At 37.4% G+C, this 20,901-nt stretch carries 19 protein-coding genes; 9 read left to right on the forward strand and 10 right to left on the reverse strand.

Annotated elements, in window-relative coordinates; genetic code table 11:
• Positions 1 to 352: 352 nt before the first annotated feature.
• From AAA923_RS05540 to AAA923_RS05550, 3 genes are all read right to left on the reverse strand, one after another.
• A complete protein-coding gene (locus AAA923_RS05540; protein ID WP_338215303.1) occupies positions 353 to 892 on the reverse strand; it encodes a DUF1697 domain-containing protein in 540 nt (179 codons plus the stop codon).
• A 151-nt stretch (positions 893 to 1,043) separates the two neighbouring features.
• On the reverse strand, positions 1,044 to 1,493 hold the full coding sequence (locus AAA923_RS05545) for a CopY/TcrY family copper transport repressor (protein ID WP_338215305.1): 450 nt from the start codon (positions 1,491 to 1,493) through the stop codon (positions 1,044 to 1,046).
• 230 nt (positions 1,494 to 1,723) lie between these two features.
• The gene (locus AAA923_RS05550) at positions 1,724 to 2,458 is read right to left on the reverse strand and encodes a MerR family transcriptional regulator (RefSeq protein WP_338215307.1); all 735 of its coding nucleotides are present in this window, start codon (positions 2,456 to 2,458) and stop codon (positions 1,724 to 1,726) included.
• 153 nt (positions 2,459 to 2,611) lie between these two features.
• Here AAA923_RS05550 and AAA923_RS05555 point away from each other — a divergent pair, with 153 nt between their 5' ends.
• A complete protein-coding gene (locus AAA923_RS05555) occupies positions 2,612 to 3,325 on the forward strand; it encodes an EAL domain-containing protein (RefSeq protein ID WP_338215308.1) in 714 nt (237 codons plus the stop codon).
• 606 nt (positions 3,326 to 3,931) lie between these two features.
• On the opposite strand, the gene AAA923_RS05560 is transcribed toward AAA923_RS05555, so the two are convergent.
• Complete coding sequence (locus AAA923_RS05560) at positions 3,932 to 5,254, reverse strand: C1 family peptidase (protein WP_338215310.1); 1,323 nt, start codon at positions 5,252 to 5,254, stop codon at positions 3,932 to 3,934.
• Positions 5,255 to 5,313: 59 nt separating this feature from the next.
• Between AAA923_RS05560 and AAA923_RS05565 the strand changes: the two genes are divergently transcribed.
• Positions 5,314 to 5,988: a type 1 glutamine amidotransferase gene (locus tag AAA923_RS05565; RefSeq protein WP_435890163.1), complete on the forward strand. Its 675-nt coding sequence runs from the start codon at positions 5,314 to 5,316 to the stop codon at positions 5,986 to 5,988.
• A gap of 314 nt (positions 5,989 to 6,302) precedes the next feature.
• Here the strand turns inward: AAA923_RS05565 and AAA923_RS05570 are convergent, their stop codons facing one another.
• From AAA923_RS05570 to proC, 3 genes are all read right to left on the reverse strand, one after another.
• A complete protein-coding gene (locus AAA923_RS05570) occupies positions 6,303 to 7,487 on the reverse strand; it encodes an acetate/propionate family kinase (RefSeq protein ID WP_338215313.1) in 1,185 nt (394 codons plus the stop codon).
• Between the two features lie 81 nt (positions 7,488 to 7,568).
• Positions 7,569 to 8,162 (reverse strand): ECF transporter S component, encoded by a 594-nt coding sequence (locus AAA923_RS05575; protein WP_338215315.1) that lies wholly within the window; start codon positions 8,160 to 8,162, stop codon positions 7,569 to 7,571.
• Positions 8,163 to 8,564: 402 nt separating this feature from the next.
• The gene (gene proC, locus AAA923_RS05580; RefSeq protein ID WP_338215316.1) at positions 8,565 to 9,332 is read right to left on the reverse strand and encodes a pyrroline-5-carboxylate reductase; all 768 of its coding nucleotides are present in this window, start codon (positions 9,330 to 9,332) and stop codon (positions 8,565 to 8,567) included.
• Between the two features lie 255 nt (positions 9,333 to 9,587).
• On the opposite strand from proC, the gene AAA923_RS05585 reads away from it, so the two are divergent.
• Entirely contained in the window at positions 9,588 to 10,295 is a 708-nt protein-coding gene (locus tag AAA923_RS05585; protein ID WP_338215318.1) for a DUF975 family protein, read from the forward strand.
• Positions 10,296 to 10,416: 121 nt separating this feature from the next.
• Here AAA923_RS05585 and AAA923_RS05590 read toward each other — a convergent pair whose 3' ends face one another.
• Both AAA923_RS05590 and AAA923_RS05595 read right to left on the reverse strand, forming a co-directional pair.
• A complete protein-coding gene (locus AAA923_RS05590) occupies positions 10,417 to 10,944 on the reverse strand; it encodes a GNAT family N-acetyltransferase (protein WP_338215320.1) in 528 nt (175 codons plus the stop codon).
• Between the two features lie 17 nt (positions 10,945 to 10,961).
• Positions 10,962 to 11,720: a MerR family transcriptional regulator gene (locus AAA923_RS05595; protein WP_338215322.1), complete on the reverse strand. Its 759-nt coding sequence runs from the start codon at positions 11,718 to 11,720 to the stop codon at positions 10,962 to 10,964.
• A 131-nt stretch (positions 11,721 to 11,851) separates the two neighbouring features.
• Here AAA923_RS05595 and thiD point away from each other — a divergent pair, with 131 nt between their 5' ends.
• From thiD to cydC, 6 genes are all read left to right on the forward strand, one after another.
• Positions 11,852 to 12,664 (forward strand): bifunctional hydroxymethylpyrimidine kinase/phosphomethylpyrimidine kinase, encoded by an 813-nt coding sequence (gene thiD / locus AAA923_RS05600; protein WP_338215412.1) that lies wholly within the window; start codon positions 11,852 to 11,854, stop codon positions 12,662 to 12,664.
• A 30-nt stretch (positions 12,665 to 12,694) separates the two neighbouring features.
• Positions 12,695 to 13,774, forward strand: coding sequence for a hypothetical protein (locus tag AAA923_RS05605; RefSeq protein WP_338215323.1), 1,080 nt, complete (start codon positions 12,695 to 12,697; stop codon positions 13,772 to 13,774).
• Between the two features lie 714 nt (positions 13,775 to 14,488).
• The gene (locus AAA923_RS05610; RefSeq protein ID WP_338215324.1) at positions 14,489 to 15,931 is read left to right on the forward strand and encodes a cytochrome ubiquinol oxidase subunit I; all 1,443 of its coding nucleotides are present in this window, start codon (positions 14,489 to 14,491) and stop codon (positions 15,929 to 15,931) included.
• Positions 15,928 to 16,941 (forward strand): cytochrome d ubiquinol oxidase subunit II, encoded by a 1,014-nt coding sequence (gene cydB, locus AAA923_RS05615; RefSeq protein ID WP_338215326.1) that lies wholly within the window; start codon positions 15,928 to 15,930, stop codon positions 16,939 to 16,941. Before AAA923_RS05610 ends, cydB begins: the two co-directional genes overlap by 4 nt.
• Positions 16,941 to 18,674 (forward strand): thiol reductant ABC exporter subunit CydD, encoded by a 1,734-nt coding sequence (cydD, locus tag AAA923_RS05620; protein WP_338215328.1) that lies wholly within the window; start codon positions 16,941 to 16,943, stop codon positions 18,672 to 18,674. Before cydB ends, cydD begins: the two co-directional genes overlap by 1 nt.
• On the forward strand, positions 18,671 to 20,410 hold the full coding sequence (cydC, locus tag AAA923_RS05625; protein ID WP_338215330.1) for a thiol reductant ABC exporter subunit CydC: 1,740 nt from the start codon (positions 18,671 to 18,673) through the stop codon (positions 20,408 to 20,410). Before cydD ends, cydC begins: the two co-directional genes overlap by 4 nt.
• A 101-nt stretch (positions 20,411 to 20,511) precedes the next feature.
• Here cydC and AAA923_RS05630 read toward each other — a convergent pair whose 3' ends face one another.
• The gene (locus AAA923_RS05630; protein WP_338215331.1) at positions 20,512 to 20,844 is read right to left on the reverse strand and encodes a bacteriocin immunity family protein; all 333 of its coding nucleotides are present in this window, start codon (positions 20,842 to 20,844) and stop codon (positions 20,512 to 20,514) included.
• Positions 20,845 to 20,901 lie beyond the last annotated feature (57 nt).

A 20,901-nucleotide genomic window follows, 5' to 3' on the forward strand; every position in this document is an offset into this window, starting at 1 on the left:
AAATATTCTCTAGCTGTGCGGAACGGTCCGAGCCAAAGTGCGGTCTCGGGCCTCGGTTTGAAGCCTTGACAAGGTTCGTCAAGTCTCCAAACACGTCCGGTGGTATAAGTACGGGAAGAACTTCCCGTACTTATACCACTACCACGGCACACAAATATTTCCCAGCTCTTCCGACTAATTAATCTATATTAACTGAACATAATGGCATCCAAGCACTTTTATGCTCAATCAATTTTATATACTGAAATATAATCCATGCGAACATCTGCAATAAATTATCAACTAGCACTGTGCTGTAGCGTATAAAAAGAACCGATATTCTGAATCAGAAATCAGCCCTTAGCTCGTTCCCTTAACGTTCTTTAAATATATTTCTTAATTTATTTGTAGTATTAAAATTTCGAGCACTAGTTTGTTTATACAATGGCGTTCCCATGATTTTGGAATAAAATGACTTGCTGAAATTGATTTTTAAAGTTGAAGTCCAAAGTATTACATTCTCATTGATTGATATTTGATCGTAATCGGTGATATGTTCCGTCAACCAATTATCTAAGTCACTGTCGTAATCATTGAGCTTGAAAAGTGCGTTATGTCGAAGTGTTTTATCTTCACCCCACCAGTTTGGTACTTGTTCCAATGAATTGAGAAAGGTGTCCTTTGATAAAATCACGAAGGGAATCTTAAAATCATAATTATCAGTTAATATTTGTGAAACTTTATCTTTTATCTTCGATATTCCTAAGTCAGATTTGAAAAAAAGATTGCCACTGTTTATATACGACTTTGTATCCTCAAAGCCAGATTCGGATAAGTACGTGCGCATATCAGCCATGGGAACGCGATTATTTCCACCGACATTGATACCACGAAGTAACAACAAGAAGTCCATAATATTTTCCTCTATGTTAAAAATTTTATCTCAACTTAACTGTTTACTGTTGAAATCTACTGCCGTCATCATCTCGGAAAACGGTATATAAAAAAGGCGCTCAACCAGTAATTGATTGAACGCTATGTCGCCCCTGCCAAGGAACTTTATTTTAACACATATCAGCGCAACCATCGGGTAAACAGTCACATTTAACATGTTCAGGTGCAGTCGCTAATTTTTTATCTAAAGTTGCTTGAAGCATTTTAATATCAGCTTGACTGATTTCCATCGAATCGATTAATTCATTCAATACTGAACCCGACTTGTGGGCACAAAAATCTGAAAATAAACTGTTGGCGTACTCATTCATTGTCGCTTGTTCTTCGACCGTTGTTGAATAAATATAACGTCCATGTTCTTTTTCCCGACTGAGAAATTCTTTCTTAGTCAAACGAGTAATTAACGTCTTGATGGTAGAATCAGACCATGTTTGTTTCTTTTGCATAAGATTGATGATTTCAGAACTAGTTACATGCTTTAAAGTCCAAACAATTCTCATAATTTGCCATTCAGCTGAAGAAATTTCAACCTTCTTTGGTTCTCTTTTAAGGGTATCCATTAAAAACTTCCTCTCGTAATGACAATATTATATAACATTATTTGTCTAAGCATGGTGCTAGTTAATAATCTATTACAAATATTTACATCAATTATGTTTCAAACTTTAAACTCAATCAATTAGTTGGAAGAGCTGGGAAATATTTGTGTGCCGAGGTTCGAGACCATACTTTGGCTCAGGCCGTTCCGCGCAGCAGATGAATACTCTCAGCTCTGGAGACGGGATACACATTATCTGGATAATTCTTTCTTTTCGTCATAAACTTCAACACAATAACTCTTTTCGCCACAAGCTGGGCAGACTAACTTTCTAGTCCGAGGCGTATGTTTGCCCCAAAAAGCTGCCCAAAACTTGGGTTTAAACTCCGTATTACAGTTAGGACAAATATAGTTGGTATTGTTGAAATAAAATCTCGACAACCAAGCAGCGCCCAACAAAACGACTATCATCCCAACAATAAATGGGATCCAATCGCCTTTCATAATTCCCCAAACTAAGGTTCCAATTTCAATAAAGTCTAATGGAAAGCCAATGATCAGCATTGTCATATGAACTTTTCTCAAGGATTTTTTATTATTCATAGCACTCTCTATGTCCCTGATGTCTTTTATTTTTATTTGGTCAATCTCAGGTAAATTACGACGGATTTCTTCAATCATTTTGATTTGATTTTTCGAGGTCTTCAATTGATCATGCAAATATCGCAACTGTTGCTCTAACAAAAGACTCATCACTTTGGTTGAATTCTGACTATCTAAAATCTCATCGATTGATTTGAGCGATAATCCCAAGTTTTTCAACATTAAAATTAGTTTCAATTTATTCAAATCAGCTTCGGTATAAATTCGCTTGCCATTCTCATATAAATGACTAGGTTTCAAAAGATTTTTCTTATCATAATACTGAATCGTTCTAACAGAAACTTGGGTTAACTTTGCCAACTCACCGGTCGTATATTCGGACATAGATGTCACCTCCTTGACTATATTTATAGTTTATTACGTTGGGTAATTTGCAAGCTTTATTTGTGACAAATTGTGTAACGGCGTTATATAATACAGCATATACGGATATATCAATATTATATATAAAATTTGTATATACCATTGATATAAAAAATGAAATGCCTTAAAATAATCTATTATCTCTTAAGTAGAGGATGGGGGGAATTTAAAACGAAGTATAGTTTTTTTGTTCAATCGCAAGTAAATAAAAGTGACAATTCAATTTTTGGTTATGAAGTCCTTTTGCGTAAGGAGGACAATGGTTCTTGGCACTTGCCTCAAGATTTCACCGAATTATCTATCGCTGAACAAGTTAGATTGGTGGAAAAGACAGCTAATACCATTAAGAATAGTTTGGGGACAACTGATAAAGTTATCTCCTTCAACTTAAATAGTCAGCAAGCCGATGATCCATACACACTTGGGGAAATTATTGCCCTCAAAAAGCGTATCAACCCCGTAAGGTTATCTATTGAATTGACTGAAGCTATGTCCCTAGATAAAATCAAAGAATTTAGCTTACTACTTCACCAATATGATATTCCATTAGTTATTGATGATGTCGGTACGGGCTCAAACACCTTTGACAACATCCAACACTTATTACCATACGTTGATAAAATCAAATTAGCTATGCAAAACCTTCGTATGGCTGGAAAAGCCGAAAAAATTCCCGAATATGTCTCCTTCTGGGTCCATCAAGCCGAGGATTATTGTCTTGATATGGTATTGGAAGGCGTCGAAGATGATAAGGATCAAACCTTAGCTCAAAAATACGGTATTAATATCCAACAAGGTTATTTGTACGGAAAACCGGCAATGCCTTAAATGAAAAATCACTTTCTTTACAAAAATAAATACAAAAAAAGTTAGAAACCATTTTATCGGTTTCTAACTTTTTTATTTTCATGCCGTTTCCAGAGCTGAGAGTATTCATCTGCTGCGCGGAACGGCTCGAGCCACAGTGCGGTCTCGAACCTCGGTTGAAGCCTTACCACAAACCGGTAAGTCTCCAACACGTCCGGTGGTGTAATTGTTAAAGCAATAACGCCACTTTCGCTGCTGATGAATACTCTCAGCTCTTCCAACTAGTTTTTTTATAGATGAATATTCTCTTACTGCTTAAATGGATTACAAATATGATTGTTATAATATCAGTTATATTGAATTTTCAGTTACCATATCAATAATCAAATTAAGTATTAAATCTACTTAATAAATAACTAGCTCAGTTTAAATACATTAGTCAGAAGACACGAGGGATTGAGACCGCCGTGAAAGTGGAGTTAGGCTGGCGATTTTCCAGTCTTACTCCACAGGACGTCTTTTGAGACGCGTCTTTCGGCTCAAAAGCGAGGGTCGAGACCGCTCTCTGGCTCGAGCAGGTCCCACAGCAGGCTCAAATCCCTCGTGTCTTCTGACGGCAAAATATAGTTAAGCTAAAGCGTCCCATGCTGGTAATACTTCTGGGTCTTGTTCATATTCAGCAATTTCTTCTTTAGTTAAGAACTTCTTGTTGATTACAACGTCATAAACATAGTCTTCAAACCACTTTTGATCCATGGTGTAGTAGCCTTTTTCACCGTACTTTTCACCCCATGAATTTTCAACTTTCCAACGATTTGGTTGGCCGTTGACTAGGTTAACTCCGGTTAAAGTCATGGCGTGTGAAACTTGGCCTTGCCAATAATCGAGTCTTTCACCTTTACTCATTTGTGAATCGATGCCAAAGAGTTTGTCGTAATCATAAATATTACCCATCAAGTAACCTTTTGGTCGGTCAGAATCTTCGGTAACATCGTTACCAAACCAGATAGGTGCATTGCTCTTCAATTGTTGAATAGCCAACTCTTGGAGACGTTCCATAGGTAAATTTAGGAATTTTTGAACGTCGCCACCTACCATATTGTTTTCAGTGTCGATTGAATATACTTGATGATATTTCTTACCAGGTTGTGGTGCATTTACAAGGTCAACATAATCATCAACGTTCATCGTGAAGTAACGGTGTAGAAATTCCTTAGGAGTAATCTTTGCTTCTTCAATCACTTTGCCACTGTCAGTTTGCAATGAGAGTTCAAAGTCAGTTGGTGGAACTCCGAATGAATAAACACAAAGTTTATAAACTTCGGCATTCATTTCTGAAACACGTTGATCAAGTTGTGCTTGTGAAGCCTTGTCTTGAACCATTTGACGTAATTCAATACCGTTTTTACGTAACATCTTGCATAAAATAGCATCGAATTCAGTTGTACTATCAGAAACGACAGTCTCAGGCATCACGTAATTTGGAACGACACCATATTTTTTAATCAAGTTGGCAGCGTTTTGCCAAAGACCACCATCACCATTTGGATATGAGAATAAGGAGTTAACCTTACGATCATCTACTGGCAAAGTAGCAGTCTCTAAAATTTCTTGATAAAAATAGTTGGATTTTTCTAAACGGTCATAAAATGAAAGATAATTTTGTGACAATTCAAAATCCTTAATATTATTTTTGTTGGCGAATTCAGTTCTCAAAGTATTCAATGCTGAGAACAACCAGCAACGACCAGAATGCTTTTGGTCAGATACTTTACCCGTATCAACAGTTACGTTGAATGAAGGGTTTAGAATCGTTTTTACCTCGGGATTCTCACTTGCTTTAAAAATTCCGACTTGTGCTACAGTATTTTTAAGAACATTATTAGTTGCATCTTGATTTAAGTTCTCTTGAAAATCTGCTAAAATCTCTTTATTGATTTCTTTTGTCAATTCAATCACCTCGTTGTTAAACTATATTACAACATTTCTAATTATATTGGAGAAAAATTATGACTGAAGTTATAAAAATTGCTTATTTGTACGAAGATTTAATGAACACATATGGAGATAGCGGTGATGTTAAAATCCTCAGCTTTCTTCTAAAAGAACAAGGTTACGATACTCAAGTCGACAATATCAGCTTGGGCATGGAGTTCAACGCCTTTGATTATGACTTCTTATTCTGGGGTGGTGGTCAAGATTTTGAACAATCCGTTGTCGCAACTGATCTTCAAAGACATCGTCAAACCATCAAAAACTATATTGAAGCTGACAAGCCAATGCTTTGCATCTGTGGTGGCTATCAATTTCTTGGTAAATACTACGAAACAAGTGGCGGTCAAACCATTCAAGGTCTTGACATCTTACCTTTCCATACTGTCTATAAAGCTGACAGCCGTATGATTGGCGATACTGAATACAAGACTGAATGGGGTACCGTTCGTGCCTTTGAAAACCACAGTGGCCGTACATACTTTGATGATAAGAGTGTCTTGAAGCCTTTCGGTGAAATGGTTGAAGGCTATGGAAACAATCCTGACGATAAGCAAGAAGGTATGCGTTATAAGAACGTTATAGGCAGCTATTCTCATGGTCCTATCTTGAAAAATGAGAATGTTGCCCGTGCAATTGCGGACAGAATTATTGCTGCACATAAATTACGTATGACTGCTACTGTTAAATAACTGGCCGTCTCCAGAGCTGAGAAGTATTAACCTGCTATGCGGACCGGCCCGAGCCAAAGTACGGTCTCGAACCTCGGTTTGAAGCCTTGCAAAAAACGCAAGTCTCCAAACTCGCCCGGTGGTGTAATGGCTAAAGCCATAACGCCACACCCACAGCTGGTTAATACTTCTCAGCTCTTCCGTCTAATTTAATATATTGAACTACTATAAAATTAAACACAAAAAGTCCTTATACAAACAAATTCGATATTTGTTTATATAAGGACTTTTTTTACTCTAATCTTAAAATCTATATTCACCCTACTAATACAATCTTATTGTAACGCCGCAACCTGACGAACCATTGCTAGCTCCTCATCCGTTGGAATCAACAATACCTTGATGGCTGAATCAGGACTGCTGATCAATCCTTCTTTTCCAGCCTCATTCAACTTGGCATCTAACTTCACGTTGAAAATTGCTAGTTCATCGATGATTTGTTGGCGAAGTTGAACGTTATGTTCACCGATACCACCGGCAAATACCAGAGCGTCAGCTCCATGTAGTTCTGTTAAATAACTACCAGCATACTTAACGATTCGGTTAACGAAAATATCAACGGCCAATTTAGCACGTGGATTTGTTTCTTCTTGAGCCTTAATCTCACGCATATCCGGTGAAATGCCTGACACTCCGAGTAATCCGGCTTTTTGATTCAACATCATCATGATTTCATTAGGATCTTTCACATTCAACTCTTGCATCAAATATGGAACCAATGCTGGATCCAAGTCTCCTGATCGAGTTCCCATCGTTACACCAGTTAATGGCGTGAAGCCCATTGATGTGTCAAATGCTTTACCATTTTTCACCGCGGCTAATGAAGCGCCACTGCCAAGATGCATCGTTACAAGATCAATATCATCTTTGGATTTATTCAACAATTCGGCAGCTCGTCCTGTTAAATAACCGTGAGAAATTCCGTGTTCACCATAACGGCGAATTTGGTATTTCTGAGTCAATTCGTAAGGCAAACTGTAAATTGCATTCATTTCTGGCAAGTCAGTAAAAAATTGACTATCAAAAACGGCATATTGCTTTACATCCGGTAAAGTCTTGGCCATTGTTTCAATTCCTTGTGCTTCCATTGGATTATGTAATGGAGCAAAGTTACTAAGTGCTTTAATTTGTTTCAAAACTTCAGGTGTTACTTCAACTGCTGATTTGAAAACTTGACCACCAGCAACAACTCGATGAGCCACAGCTGTGATTTCATTCAAATCTTTGATTATTTCCAAACGTTGCAATTCATCAAAGACCATTTGTGCTGCATGTGCTTGGTCCAAATTGTCGACAGTTGTCTCAAACTTTTGATGATCACCATATTTAATTGTAAAAATTGATCCTGGCATACTGATTCGTTCTACTAATCCATTGGCTAAAACAGATTCAGCGGGCATTTCAAATAATTGCCACTTCAAGGATGAACTACCAGCATTAATAACTAATGTTTTTTGCATCAAAATCACGCTCCCAAATAATAGAATACCGGATTTTCTGAAAATATGTGGAAATTTATACCTTAATTACAATGAATTAGACTATTTGTCTAAAAATTTATTTGATTTTAAAATTGCTGTCGAAATAGCTGGCGCGATAATAATGGCTACGATCATCTCTGGAACCCCATTTGTTCCAACGATTACTAGCAACATTTTATTCAATAGATCCGTCTGAGTTGCATAAGCTTGTGCCATTGCGCTGGCATACATCACTCTCATCAAACCCAGAACCAAGATTGTATTAGTCAAAGAACCGGCAGCTGATGCAATTGCCATCCCCAAAACTTTTTTATTAGTGTGGCGTTTGAACCATAAGTAAATCCAACCTGCTACTAACCCAACAATAATTCTTGGCAAAATGGCAACAATCGGATTGGTAAAAACTGTTGTATCAATAATTGAAGTTGGACTAGTAAAGGCACGAATAACCGTACCAATTCCCCAAACTAACCCAACGATAGCCCCATCTTTCGGACCTAATACGATTGCAGCGACAATTACCGTAATATGGATAATTGTAATATTTATAAATCCAGTCGGTATAAAACCTAAAAACGGAACCATCGACTGAACAAAGATTATGGCAATTAGCACGCCCAAAATCGCTGTCCGATAAGCTTTACGCTTTTGCAAAATAAATATCCCCCTAATATCAATTTTTCTTAATTTTAACCGATTGTGGATTAAAGAACAAAAAAACTTCTGCCTTCTCCGGGAATGAGAATACTAAGCCGCTATGCGGACCGGCCCGAGCCACAGTACGGTCTCGAACCTCGATTTGAAGCCTTACCAAAAACCGGTAAGTCTCCAAACTCGCCCGATGGTGTAATGGCTAAAGCCATAACGCCACACCCACAGCGGCTTAATATTCTCATTCCCTCCGACTAATTACTTTTACGCTCAATATTCATCAAAATAATTGAAGTCATTGAATTTAAAATTTTACCATTTATCCAAACTAAAACAGGAGTTGTATCAGGTCTGAGATAGTCAGATCTGATACAACTCCTATTTGATTTTTTTGATAAAAACTATTTATTCGTTTTCTGCAGCATCGACAGCTTTGATAACTGCATTTCTAAATCCATATTCTTCTAAGGCTGCAACTCCACGGATTGTTGAACCGCCTGGAGAAGTAACCTCATCTTTTAATGCTGAAACGTTCAAGTCAGATTGTTTAGCTAACTTGCTTGCCCCGATAGCCATTCCAATAGCGGCATCGTAAGCAAGTTTACGGCTCAAGCCATGTTTTACCCCAGCGTCACTTAAAGCCTCTATAAAGACGTCTAAGAAGGCTGGAGAGCATCCTGCAACGGTTCCTAAGATTCCTAATTCATTTTCGGGAACTTCAACTAATTGTCCTGTGTAACCTAGAACTGAGCCAATTTTCTTTTTATCGTCAGCTGTAAAATCATCCGAATAAGTGATTCCAGTGAATCCAGCACCAACTTTGACTGGTGTATTAGGAATCGCATGTGCAACTTTGACATCGCCTAAAACTTGCTTGAGGTGCGTTACAGAAGCGCTACCTGTAAAGGCTACAATCAACTTTCCAGCAGCGATTTCTTTTAATTCTTTCAAAACACTGCTCAAAGCATCAGCTCCAACAGCAATAAAGATAATATCTGTATCAGCTAATTGCTTAACTTTCTTGACTACTTGAAAACCTAATTGATCACTTAAAATTTCCGTTCGATTTGAACGACCACCTTTTACGATGATATCGTCAGAATTAAATCCATTCTTTACTAGACCCGTTATAACGGCTCCACCAATACTACCAGCACCAATAAATCCAATCATAAGATTTTCTCCTTTATCGAGGTTCTATAGTTCTATTATATTTAAAGATAATTCCCTGACAAATCAAATGCAATAATTATCTAATCTTACGTGTTTCGTGTATTCTTTTTGTATAGGGATTATTGCCTGATTTTTTTCAGCAAATAAGTTTACTTTGACTTTGATTAAATAATATCTGAATTTCACCAAATGAAAAATTCTCAGTTCTGGAGACAAACAACTATCGTAATTTCAAATTTAGAGGGGGAGAATATTATGATTGCATACCGTACAAGAGCTCAACTAAAAACCGAGGTTAAAAACTTGCTTCGAGGTAATTGGAAAAAGGCTATTTTACTTTATCTGATTCCCTTAATCATTTTCGCTGCAACTGCTGGTTACAACGGCGGACAAACTAATATCAACGCACAATACAATGTTGATAGTTTCGATTCATTCGTAAAATTTGGATCTTCGTTTGGAATCATCAGCTTTATTATTAGCCTAGTTTTCCTACTAATTAACCAATCGGCTAATTTTAGAGCTTTGGATTGGCTGGATGACACTTCGCTGGAATTTGACCCAATTAAGAGTAATTTCACTTACTTTAGAAGTCCTGACTGGTGGCAATTGATTTTCCTTTATATCATCACTAGTCTCTTCACTCTACTTTGGTCGCTATTGTTGATTATCCCCGGAATCGTCAAGGCTATCGGCTATTCACAGACTTACTTTATCTACAAAGATCTCAACGACCGTGGTTTGACTGATGGATTTTCGTTGACGACTTACATTACAAAAAGTCAGCAATTGATGATGGGCAATAAATGGCGCTACTTCGTCCTACAATTGAGTTTCATCGGTTGGTGGATTCTCGGGGCTATCACCTTTGGTATTGGTTTCATCTGGATTTTTCCATACTATAAATTGACTATGGTTAACTTCTATCGTGATTTAGTTGAAAAAAACGCTGACTATCTTTGAGTTTTAAATTAAAATAAGATTCTAAATACAATAGTGCCAAGCATTTCAATTTTGGAATGCTTGGCACTATTTAGTTCGCACTATAAATTATGAACACTATCATTATTAAAAATAATTATTTTTATTCTACGATTGCGTACAAATCGGCGTTATGATATTTTCCATCAGAGTAAATCTCATCTTTCAACTGACCTTCTAAAACAAAACCAACCTTTTTAGCCACCGCATTACTAGCCACATTGACATGTTCCGCCAACAACTTAATCTTATGTAATCCCAATTCATCGAATCCGATCGACAATAATTTTTTCAGGCAGTCCGTCATAACGCCGTTACCTTGATATTCACCACCAAGCCAATAGCCGACTTCCGCGTGTTGATTATCTCTGTCGATATTATGAAGGTCAATCATCCCTACTGCTTTGCCGTCAATAATAATACTGGCATTCCATAGTTTTTGGTCTTCCATTCTCTCTTGGCAATAGGTTAAAAATTCACGTTCATCTGCAATTGATCTCGTTGAATCGCCCCAAGGCATAAACTTAGCCAACTGTGGGCGAGTTTTCTCAATCTGTTCATAAAGACTTTCGGCATCAGTAGGATCAACCAGACGTAACTTAACATTTTCTCTAACTGACCATTCTTTCATAAAATCACCGCCATTACTTATTTTGTATAACGGTATACCACATCATGCAATAACTGTACAACCGGTGTTTGCGCCTTATCGTTGTAATATTTAGCAAATCTATCATCAGCCAAATACATATCGACCAATCCTCGATGGGCAGACATATTGTATTCTGGCCAAGCGAATTCCAACCACTGCTTATGTTCTTGAAAAATTTTGGCAGCTAACTTGGAATCTAAATCTGGCTGTTGTTTGAGCTCCACCAAATCCGTAATCAGTTGTTTTTCAATTGCTTTCATTTTTTCAAAATCACTTTCACTCAAGTTAGCATATTTTTGATTGGACTTTTTCACCGTCTCTTCGCCATATTTCTGACGCATCTCTTGTCCAAACTTAGTTTCATTTTCTGAAAGTTGCTTTTGCTTAAATGCTTCAAATTTTTCTGTATCTGTCATTTTTACTTCTCCACGATATTCTTTAATTGTTTTTTCAATGCTTGTTAGGAGCGAATCAATTTCTTTTTGCTTAGCTTGCAACAGTTGTTGCTGTTCGGTTAAAGCCTGTATCCTCGAAAAGTCTGGATCATCCAAAAGTTGTTTTATCTTACTTAATGGAAAGTCCAACGAACGGTAAAACATAATTTGCTGTAATTTATTTACATTTTTTTCATCATAAATTCGGTAATTATTTTCATTAACTTCATTTGGCTTTAACAAATTTATCTGATCGTAATATCTCAAGGTACGCGTACTGATACCAGCCAATTCTGCTAATTTTTTTATTGTATATTTCATAAATATTTCTCCTAACAAAATGCATTTTAAAGGTTTACGTAGCGTCAAGGTCAAGTAAAACTAGTAAAAATTGCCACCTTTTTTCAGGATTCCTGTTAATATAGGGATTAACAATTATTAGGTGGGTGACTATATTGAATGAATTTACTCAAGTTTTAACTATCGCTGGTTCCGACTCTGACGGAAGTGCCGGAGCACAAGCTGACTTAAAGACATTTATGGCCTGTGGCACTTATGGAATGTCCGTTCTTACTGCTGCTGTTGCTGGTAACTCATACGGCATTCACGATAGCGTAAATATGCCAGTTAGTTTTATCCAAAGTCAAATCAAAGATATCAAAGATGATTTCAAAGTTTCTGCTTTTAAAACTGGTATGTTATCTGATTCAGAAATTATTCACACCGTAGCTGACGCTATTAAAGACAAACCTTTCGGTACATTCGTGCTTGATCCTGTAATCATCACTAAGCATGGAGCAATGTTGCTCGAAACTGAAGCTTATCAAACTCTAATCGATGAATTATTCCCTCTTGCCGATTTAATTACTCCTAATTTTTACGAAGCCAAGAAACTTTCCGGCCTAGAATTAGAAAATAGAGAAGAAATTATTAAGGCTGCACATAAATTGCGCAAATTGGGACCAAAAAATATTATGATAAAGGGTGAACATAGCGACGACTCAATTTCTGAAGTTGAAGACTACGTTCTATTAGAAGATGGTCAATCATTCTGGGTCTCTGAACCTTACGTCAAAACTGATCATATCAATGGTACTGGTGATACTTTGTCATCATGTATCGTTGCTGAAGTTGCTAAAGGCAAGAGCATGGAAGATGCCATTAAGATTGCAAAAACATTTACTTACAATGCTATTAGACATGAAATCGCAGTAGGTCATAAATATGGTCCTATTAACCATTTTATAAAGGATGATATACAATAGTATTTGTTAGTAAAATTTGGAGGTTTATCTATGGTAAGAATAACGAAAATTTCTGCCGGAATTTTATTACTTATACTGTCAATTGTGTTAATGATCAAAGCAGGTTTTGAAGGATTCATCGCAGCGCTGGTAGGAACTGGTGCTATTGGTGGTGCAGCAGGAATTCTAATGGCTATTACCTATATTATTGCTGCCGCTATTTATATTTTAACCAACCGGACATACAGCATCGTGCCTGACATCGTGGGATTTGTCATCCTTATTCTCGGTGGTTTGATGGGACTATTCAATGCCAACATGCCTGGCGCTGGATTCTTAAAGATTTGGGCTTGGGTCGGCATCATCATTGGTGCAATCGACTTGATCATTGTTATTGTCGATATGATTATGAATCCAGTCTCTGACGAAGAACTGGAAGAACCAGAACAGTTCGACAATAATAATCAATTTCCTAATCAGCAGAATAATCAGTTTAATCAACCACAGTTCGACCAACAAAATCAATTCAATCAACAACCAAATTATGGCTACAATCCTTATCAAAATAACAACCAAGGTTTCAATCCTAACCAAGGTCAACCAAATAACCAGTTCAATCAACCGAACCAATTTAATCCGCAACAAAATCAATTTAATCAACAACCACAAAGTAATCGTCAACCTATGAACCAACAACCAATGAATCAAAATGGCAATTTTAATAACGGTAACTTTAATCAACAACAACCTAACAATAATCAAATGAATAATGGCTACAATAACCAAGGCCAATTTCCAAATCAACCAATGGGTCAACAGCCTATGAATCAGCAACAACCAATGAACCAAAGACGAGGAAATTTCCAACAACCTCAAGCAAATAATCAATTTAATAACCCTAATCAATACAACAATGGTCAAGGTCAATTCAATCCACAAAATCAAAACTACGCACCGAACAATCAAGGATTCAATCAGCAACCTAACCAACAACCTAGAGGATTTAACAATCCTAATCAAGGTAATCAACAGTTTGGTCAAGGAAACCAAATGCAATTAGGCGCTCCACAACAAAACCCTAATGCACAGAATCCCAACATGAATCGTTCAAGAAGTCGTAGTCATCACTAAAGATGTCAAAAAAGTCGTTCTCAGTTAGAGGACGGCTTTTTTTGTATTCCTTTGATTTATAAACAATTGTATATCCAAATAATCGCTAATTTTCATTCCAATATTGAAATAACAAAAATGCTGATTCTATATACTTTTTGTATATAAAATCCAATCTATAATCTAACCAAACTGACTCATTAACAACTAAAATAAAAGCCAATAAACTAGTCTCCGGCTGGGAGTGATTTTCACCAGCTATGGAGGCGGAGTTAGGGCTTTAGCCCTTACTCCACAGGGCGTCTTTTGATACGCGGGGTTCGGTTCAAAAGCGAGGTTCAAGACCGCACCTCAGGCTCGGACCGGCCCTCATAGCAGGCGAAAAACCACTCCAAATCGGAGGCGGCATATTTCAATAAAAAAAACGCTATAATTTATAACTATTTTTCTAAATTGGCAGCCTTTTCATTTTCGTAAAATATCTTTATGAATAATGGTGCGAAAAAAAATTTAAAACGGTTATATTCTATATGTAAGATCAATATATGGAATTATCGATATTTTTAGACAAGTTACATTCCTGAACAACTTCCAATCGCTGTTATTACTAACTTTTGGGAACTTTGGAAATCTTTTTTTCACAAGTGTAATTGTTGCGAAATATTTTAATTAATCATATGATAAATCTGTATATAAATAGGGTTTAAATTAATCTGTTTTAAGGAGGTCATTACCATGCTTAGTATTGGTTTAAGCATTGTCTCATTGGCGCGTTTTCAGTTTGCTATGACAACTGTTTTCCATTTCTTCTTTGTTCCATTTTCAATCGGAATGGGCTTTCTAGTTGCCATCATGGAAACTATTTACGCTGTCAAAAAAGATAAAGTTTACTTAGATATGGCAAAGTTCTGGGGAAAGATTTTTCTATTGAGTTTTGCCGTTGGTATTGTTACTGGTATCATTCAAGAATTCCAATTCGGTATGAATTGGTCTGAATACTCACGTTTCATGGGTGATGTTTTCGGTGCCCCACTTGCTATTGAAGCATTGTTGGCATTCTTCATTGAATCTGTCTTCATCGGTATTTGGATGTTTACTTGGGATCGTTTCAAACCAGGGGTTCACGCCTTTATGATTTGGATGACTTCAATTGGTACGATGTTGTCAGCTATTTGGATTTTGGCTGCTAACAGTTTTATGCAACATCCTACAGGTTTCAAAATTAATAACGTAACTGGTCGTGTGCAATTGACAGACTTCGGTGCTGTGATTAGCAATCCACAACTTTGGAAAGTCTTCCCACACGTTATCATTGCTGCCTTTATGACTGCGGCTGTTGTTATTACAGGTATGAGTGCTTATGGACTATTGCGTAAGAAGAAAAATGAAAATCGTTTCTTCAAGACATCCCTACGCTTTGGTCTCTGGGCAAGTTTAATTTTCGCTATTCTTTCCGCTGGTGCCGGTGACCTTCAAACAAGACAAATCATCAATGATCAACCGATGAAATTTGCCGCTACTGAAGGTATTTACGAAGACACCAAAGACCCTGCTCCTTGGACAGTTGTTGAGTTGATCAATGCTAAAGACCACAAGGCCAGTGGTCAAATTGAAATTCCTGGTGTTTTAAGTATCATGTCATACCACAAACTAAGTGGTTCTGTTAAAGGTATGAACACTATTAATAAAGAAATGCATGCTAAATATGACAAACAATTTGGTAAGAACATGGATTACTATGTCCCACCTAAGACTCTATTCTGGAGTTTCAGAGTTATGACAGGTATCGATGCTTTAATCATGTTGGTCGCATTTGTCGGTTTGATTTTCTCACGCAAGAAGAAAGATACCATTGAAAGTCACAAGTGGATGCTTGTAGTCTTAGGTCTCTGCATTTGGGTTCCATTTATCGGTAATTCAGCCGGTTGGTTCATTACTGAATTTGGACGTTACCCATGGATCGTTTACGGACTATTTACAATTGCTCAAGCTGTTTCTCCAACTTCAACTGTTGCTTCATTGCTATTCAGTAATATCGTTTACTTCTTGCTCTTTACACTTTTGGGCGGCGTTATGATTGCGTACTCAAGACAGACTCTTCACCACGGACCTTATTATGAAGAAGCTGACTCCAAGCAAAACGTTGATCCATTTGCAAAGGAGGCGTTTGGAAAATGACACTCAGCACATTATGGTTTATCGTAATCGGACTTCTATTTTCCATCTTCCTATTCTTGGAAGGATTTGATTTCGGTGTCGGCATGTCAACTAGATTCTTAGCTAGAAACGACGCTGAAAGAACCGCCATCATGTCTTCTATCGGACCTCACTGGGACGGTAATGAAACATGGTTAGTTACAGCTGGTGGTGCCATGTTTGCCTCATTGCCAATGTGGTACGCCTCACTATTCTCAGGTTATTACATTCTGTTCTTACTAGTTTTAGTTGGTTTGATTCTACGTGGAGTTTCCTTTGAATTCCACAAACACGCTGAAACAAACAGTGGTAAAAACCTTTGGATGTGGGCATTCTTCGTTGGTAGTATCTTGCCACCATTCTTCCTATGTATGATTCTTTTGAGCATGGTTCAAGGTATTCCAATCAATGCTAATGGTGATGCCTTTCCTAAATTCTTCGACGTAGTTAACTTGTTATCTGTTGTCGGAGGTGTTGCTGGCGTCTTACTTTCATTAGTTCACGGATTAAACTTCATCAGACTCAGACTTGCCGGTCCATTACGTGATCGAGCTCGTAATTTAAACAAAATTCTTTATCCAATTCTCTTCCTTGGCGAAGTAGTCTTTGCATTGCTTGTTTTCTTGCAAACAGACTTCTTTACTAAGAGATTTGCCTCATCACTCATCATTACAGCCTTAATTGTTTTATTCTCACTATTAGGCTACTATGGAGTTCTAAAGAATAGAGAAGGCTGGAGCTTTGCTGGTAGTGGATTATCACTAAGTATGGTCATTGTTCTATTGTTCAACGGACTATTCCCACGTGTAATGATTGCTACTAACCCCGCACACAGTATTTTGATCAAAAACGCTGCTAACTCACAATACACGTTAACGATTATGACAATTGTGGCATGTATCTTGGTACCAATTGTGGCTATCTACTTCATTTGGTCATACTCTCTATTTACAAAGAGAATAAACCCAAGAGAGAATACGGTGAAATATTAATGATAGATAAGCGATTATTTCGCTTACCTGGAACAAAAAAACTACTTCTAGTGCTTGCAGGATTAACTCTCTTGCAAGCATTTGTTGTTTTATTCCAAGGTAAGTATTTAGCAGAAGCATTAGTTAATTCATGGGAACAAAAGTCATTACAAACGATCATCTATCCGATGGTCCTTTTTGCGATAGCTTTTATCCTGCGACACCTCTTTAATTTGATCAATACTAAAATCGTTGAAAATTACGCGGGCAAAACTTCCGAAAATATCCGTTCACAACTATTGGAGAAAGTCTATAACGCCGGTCCCGAAATGATTTCTGAAGAAGGTACTGGTAATTTGGTAACTTCCTCATTGGACGGTATCGACCTGGTCGAAAATTACTTCAAATTGATTTTTACCAAATTAATGAACATGTCGATTATTCCTCCAGTTTTACTGATTTACATTTACACCCAAAACATTGCCTCAGGAATCACACTGACGATTATCGTGCCATTAGTAATTCTCTTTATGATCATCCTAGGACTCGCTGCACAGTCAAAAGCTGATGCTCAGTATAAACAATATACAATTCTTTCAAATCACTTCTTAGACGCTCTCAGAGGCCTACCAACACTGAAAATGTTGGGTCTAAGTAAACGCTATGCTAAAAATATTTACACAGTCAGCGACGAATATCGTCGCCGGACAATGAACACTTTGCGGATTGCAATTCTTTCGACTTTCGCTTTGGATTGGTTGACGACTTTAGGAATTGCCGTCTTGGCTGTCTTTCTAGGTTTGGGACTAATTAACAACAGTTTCCCACTCTTCCCAGCTTTAGTTACCTTGATCTTGGCACCAGAATACTTCTTACCATTACGTGACTTTTCAAGCGATTATCACGCTACTTTGAATGGTAAGAATGCTTTGAACTCCATTTTTGAAATTTTAGATCGTCCTAGTGCCACTAAAAATGACACATTAAAAGACTTCACTTGGGATAAAGATTCTCAAGTTGAACTAAACAACCTTCAATTCACTTACAAAGGTGTCAATGAAAAAGAAGTCAGTCTCGATATTGACCAACTCAAGCTATCTGGCTATCACCGTATCGGCGTTATAGGGAAATCCGGTTCCGGTAAAACAACCTTAATTCGGGCAATTGGTGGCTTTTTAGTCCCTGATAATGCTGACATCAAAATCAACCAACAATCAGTTCCTAACTTTAAACAACAAAATTGGCAAAATAAACTGACATTCTTACCACAATCCCCATATCTATTTGCTGGTTCAATCGCTGAGAACATTGCCTTCTATCGTCCTAAAGCCTCACTGGATGACATCAAAAAAGCCGCTCATGCGGCCGGATTAGATGACTTTCTCAAGGTTTTGCCTGAAGGTTATGACACTAAGATTGGTGAAGGTGGACGTGGTATTTCTGGTGGTCAGCAACAAAGAATCATGCTTGCCCGTGCCTTTCTAGCAGATGACCGTCACGTCTTGATTTTCGACGAACCAACTGCCCATTTGGACATTGAAACTGAGTATGCTTTGAAGAAACCAATGGAAAAATTATTCCAAGATCACTTGGTTATTTTTGCAACGCACAGACTTCACTGGATTAATGAAATGGACTACGTTATCGTTATGGACAATGGTCAAATTGCTGAACAAGGTACACCTGACAAGCTTCGTGACCATAACGGTGCCTTTTCACAACTAATCAACAATATGCGAGGTGATCAACTATGAATTTCTTCAAGACATTCAAACACGATACTTGGGTCAAACCATATATCAAGCAATACAAAGGACTGTTGATCACTGCCCTATTGTTGGGACTGTTGACGTCATTCTGTGCGGCCGCATTAATGTTTACTTCCGGTTACACAATTGACAAGGCTGCCACGCATCCAATCAACATCTTGTTAATCTACATTCCCATTTTACTGACACGTGCCTTTGGTATCGGTCGTCCAGTTTTCAAATATCTCGAACGACTCAAGAGCCACAATTGGGTTTTACGTGTTACGTCAGATTTGAGAACACGACTATACAAAACTTTGGAAAGTGACGCTTCATTCTTCTCGGAACATCATAAAACTGGTGATATCATGGGACTTATTTCCGAAGATATCAGTCACCTACAAAATTTATATTTAAGAACTATTTTTCCAACTGTCATCTCATATCTTTTAACAATCATCGCTTCAATCGCCTTAGAAATCTTCAATCCAGCCTTTGGATTCTTTGTCTTCCTACTGCTATTTATTGAAGTATTTCTCGTACCACTATTCTCAGTCTCAATTGAAAGTGCCCGTCGTGCATATCAAAAATCGGTCAAAAGTGACTTATATGTCCAATTGACTGACAACATCATGGGTGTTGACGACTGGGTAATTTCCGGTCGTAAAAATGACTTTAAAAATCTAACCTCTCAAAATATTGGTAATTTGGATAAATCCAAGAATAAATCCAAAGCATTCCGGCGTAATCGTGACTTCGGTCTACAATTGATTTTTGCGGCGATTGTCATCTGTTTCCTAATCTTCACCAACCTAACGATGACTAACGGACAAGCACAAGCTAACTTCGTCTCAGCAGTCGTCTTAGCCATTTTTCCACTGTCCGATACAATCATTCCGGTCAGTCAAGGATTCGAAGAGTGGCCTGAATATAGGGACTCTATTGAGCGTTTAAATACTATCAAACCAGTTCCTAATAACTTGCCCAAACAAGTTACTTTGTATCCTAAAGACTTTGAATCTATTTCAGTTGATAATATTACTTTTGAATACGATTCAAACTCACCAATTCTCATCAAGAATTTTTCACAACAGATTAAAAAAGGCGAAAAGTTAGCACTCTTAGGACCAAGTGGTATTGGTAAAACAACTATCTTGCAATTGATTCTGGGCGACCTTTCGCCACAACAAGGTCAAATTAGAATCAATAATTTAGACATTTCACAAATCCAAGAGAAACGCGAAAGTATCTTCTCAGTCTTGAATCAAAAACCATTCTTATTCAATACAACATTGATGAATAATGTCCGTTTAGGTAACGAACACAAATCTGATGCTGAAGTTAAAAAAGCCATTGAACGTGTTGGTTTGAAACCACTAGTTGAATCATTGCCTGATAAATACAATACAATTGTCGGTGAAAATGGATCACGTTTTTCTGGTGGGGAACAAGAACGTATCGCTCTGGCAAGAATTCTGTTGCAAGATGCACCAATTGTCCTATTGGATGAACCTACCGTCGGTCTCGATCCAATTACTGAAAATGACTTACTTGAAACATTCTTCGATGTTTTAAAAGATAAGACCATCATCTGGGTTACTCACCATTTGCAAGGTATCACTCACGTTGACCATGTTGTCTTCATGAATAGCGATGCTATCGAAATGGAAGGTTCACCTGAAGAACTTTATCAAACTAATGAACATTTCAAAGAACTCTATCAAATGGATCAAGGATATTAGCCGTTATAACGTTACAATAAGTCTGACTCAGAATATGTCAGGCTTATTTTTTTACAAAAAAGACACGAAGGAATCATGTCCAACGTGTCTTTATTCAGCTATTAATGAAAAACTGCACCATTGATAATACCGATAGAACCATCAAGTAATGATCCTCGCGATGATGCTTGAAGTTGATTCAGAACCTTGTTCTGTTCCTCACTGAAATGATACTTCTTGGCTACAGCCATACTTTGCAGCTCTCGATTCAAATTCTGGACCACTTCAGGAATCTGCTTATACTTTTGAGTATCTTTTTCAGGTTTATTTATCTGATTATAAGTTGCTTGAATTGCACTCTTTACAGACATATCATCTTTGGAAACAGACTTGTCCAACCGTTCTAAAAGTTCATTTATCTTGGCTAATTCAGCCATTTTCTTTTCATTACTCATTTGTTCACCTAAATGTTGACTGACTAGATTTTAGAAATATTCATGAAACACATAATA

The organism is Companilactobacillus muriivasis (assembly GCF_036246245.1).
Lineage (GTDB): Bacteria > Bacillota > Bacilli > Lactobacillales > Lactobacillaceae > Companilactobacillus > Companilactobacillus muriivasis.

What these genes read in the sequence shown, in the direction of transcription:
- AAA923_RS05605 (WP_338215323.1), top strand. Translation starts at nt 12,695, where the DNA reads ATGGTAAGAATAACGAAAATTTCTGCCGGAATTTTATTACTTATACTG.
- AAA923_RS05585 (WP_338215318.1), top strand. Translation starts at nt 9,588, where the DNA reads ATGATTGCATACCGTACAAGAGCTCAACTAAAAACCGAGGTTAAAAAC.
- cydD (WP_338215328.1), top strand. Translation starts at nt 16,941, where the DNA reads ATGATAGATAAGCGATTATTTCGCTTACCTGGAACAAAAAAACTACTT.
- AAA923_RS05540 (WP_338215303.1), bottom strand. Translation starts at nt 892, where the DNA reads ATGGACTTCTTGTTGTTACTTCGTGGTATCAATGTCGGTGGAAATAAT.
- AAA923_RS05550 (WP_338215307.1), bottom strand. Translation starts at nt 2,458, where the DNA reads ATGTCCGAATATACGACCGGTGAGTTGGCAAAGTTAACCCAAGTTTCT.
- AAA923_RS05595 (WP_338215322.1), bottom strand. Translation starts at nt 11,720, where the DNA reads ATGAAATATACAATAAAAAAATTAGCAGAATTGGCTGGTATCAGTACG.
- proC (WP_338215316.1), bottom strand. Translation starts at nt 9,332, where the DNA reads ATGATTGGATTTATTGGTGCTGGTAGTATTGGTGGAGCCGTTATAACG.
- cydB (WP_338215326.1), top strand. Translation starts at nt 15,928, where the DNA reads ATGACACTCAGCACATTATGGTTTATCGTAATCGGACTTCTATTTTCC.
- AAA923_RS05590 (WP_338215320.1), bottom strand. Translation starts at nt 10,944, where the DNA reads ATGAAAGAATGGTCAGTTAGAGAAAATGTTAAGTTACGTCTGGTTGAT.
- AAA923_RS05630 (WP_338215331.1), bottom strand. Translation starts at nt 20,844, where the DNA reads ATGAGTAATGAAAAGAAAATGGCTGAATTAGCCAAGATAAATGAACTT.
- AAA923_RS05555 (WP_338215308.1), top strand. Translation starts at nt 2,612, where the DNA reads ATGAAATGCCTTAAAATAATCTATTATCTCTTAAGTAGAGGATGGGGG.
- AAA923_RS05570 (WP_338215313.1), bottom strand. Translation starts at nt 7,487, where the DNA reads ATGCAAAAAACATTAGTTATTAATGCTGGTAGTTCATCCTTGAAGTGG.
- AAA923_RS05545 (WP_338215305.1), bottom strand. Translation starts at nt 1,493, where the DNA reads ATGGATACCCTTAAAAGAGAACCAAAGAAGGTTGAAATTTCTTCAGCT.
- AAA923_RS05565 (WP_435890163.1), top strand. Translation starts at nt 5,314, where the DNA reads ATGACTGAAGTTATAAAAATTGCTTATTTGTACGAAGATTTAATGAAC.
- cydC (WP_338215330.1), top strand. Translation starts at nt 18,671, where the DNA reads ATGAATTTCTTCAAGACATTCAAACACGATACTTGGGTCAAACCATAT.
- AAA923_RS05610 (WP_338215324.1), top strand. Translation starts at nt 14,489, where the DNA reads ATGCTTAGTATTGGTTTAAGCATTGTCTCATTGGCGCGTTTTCAGTTT.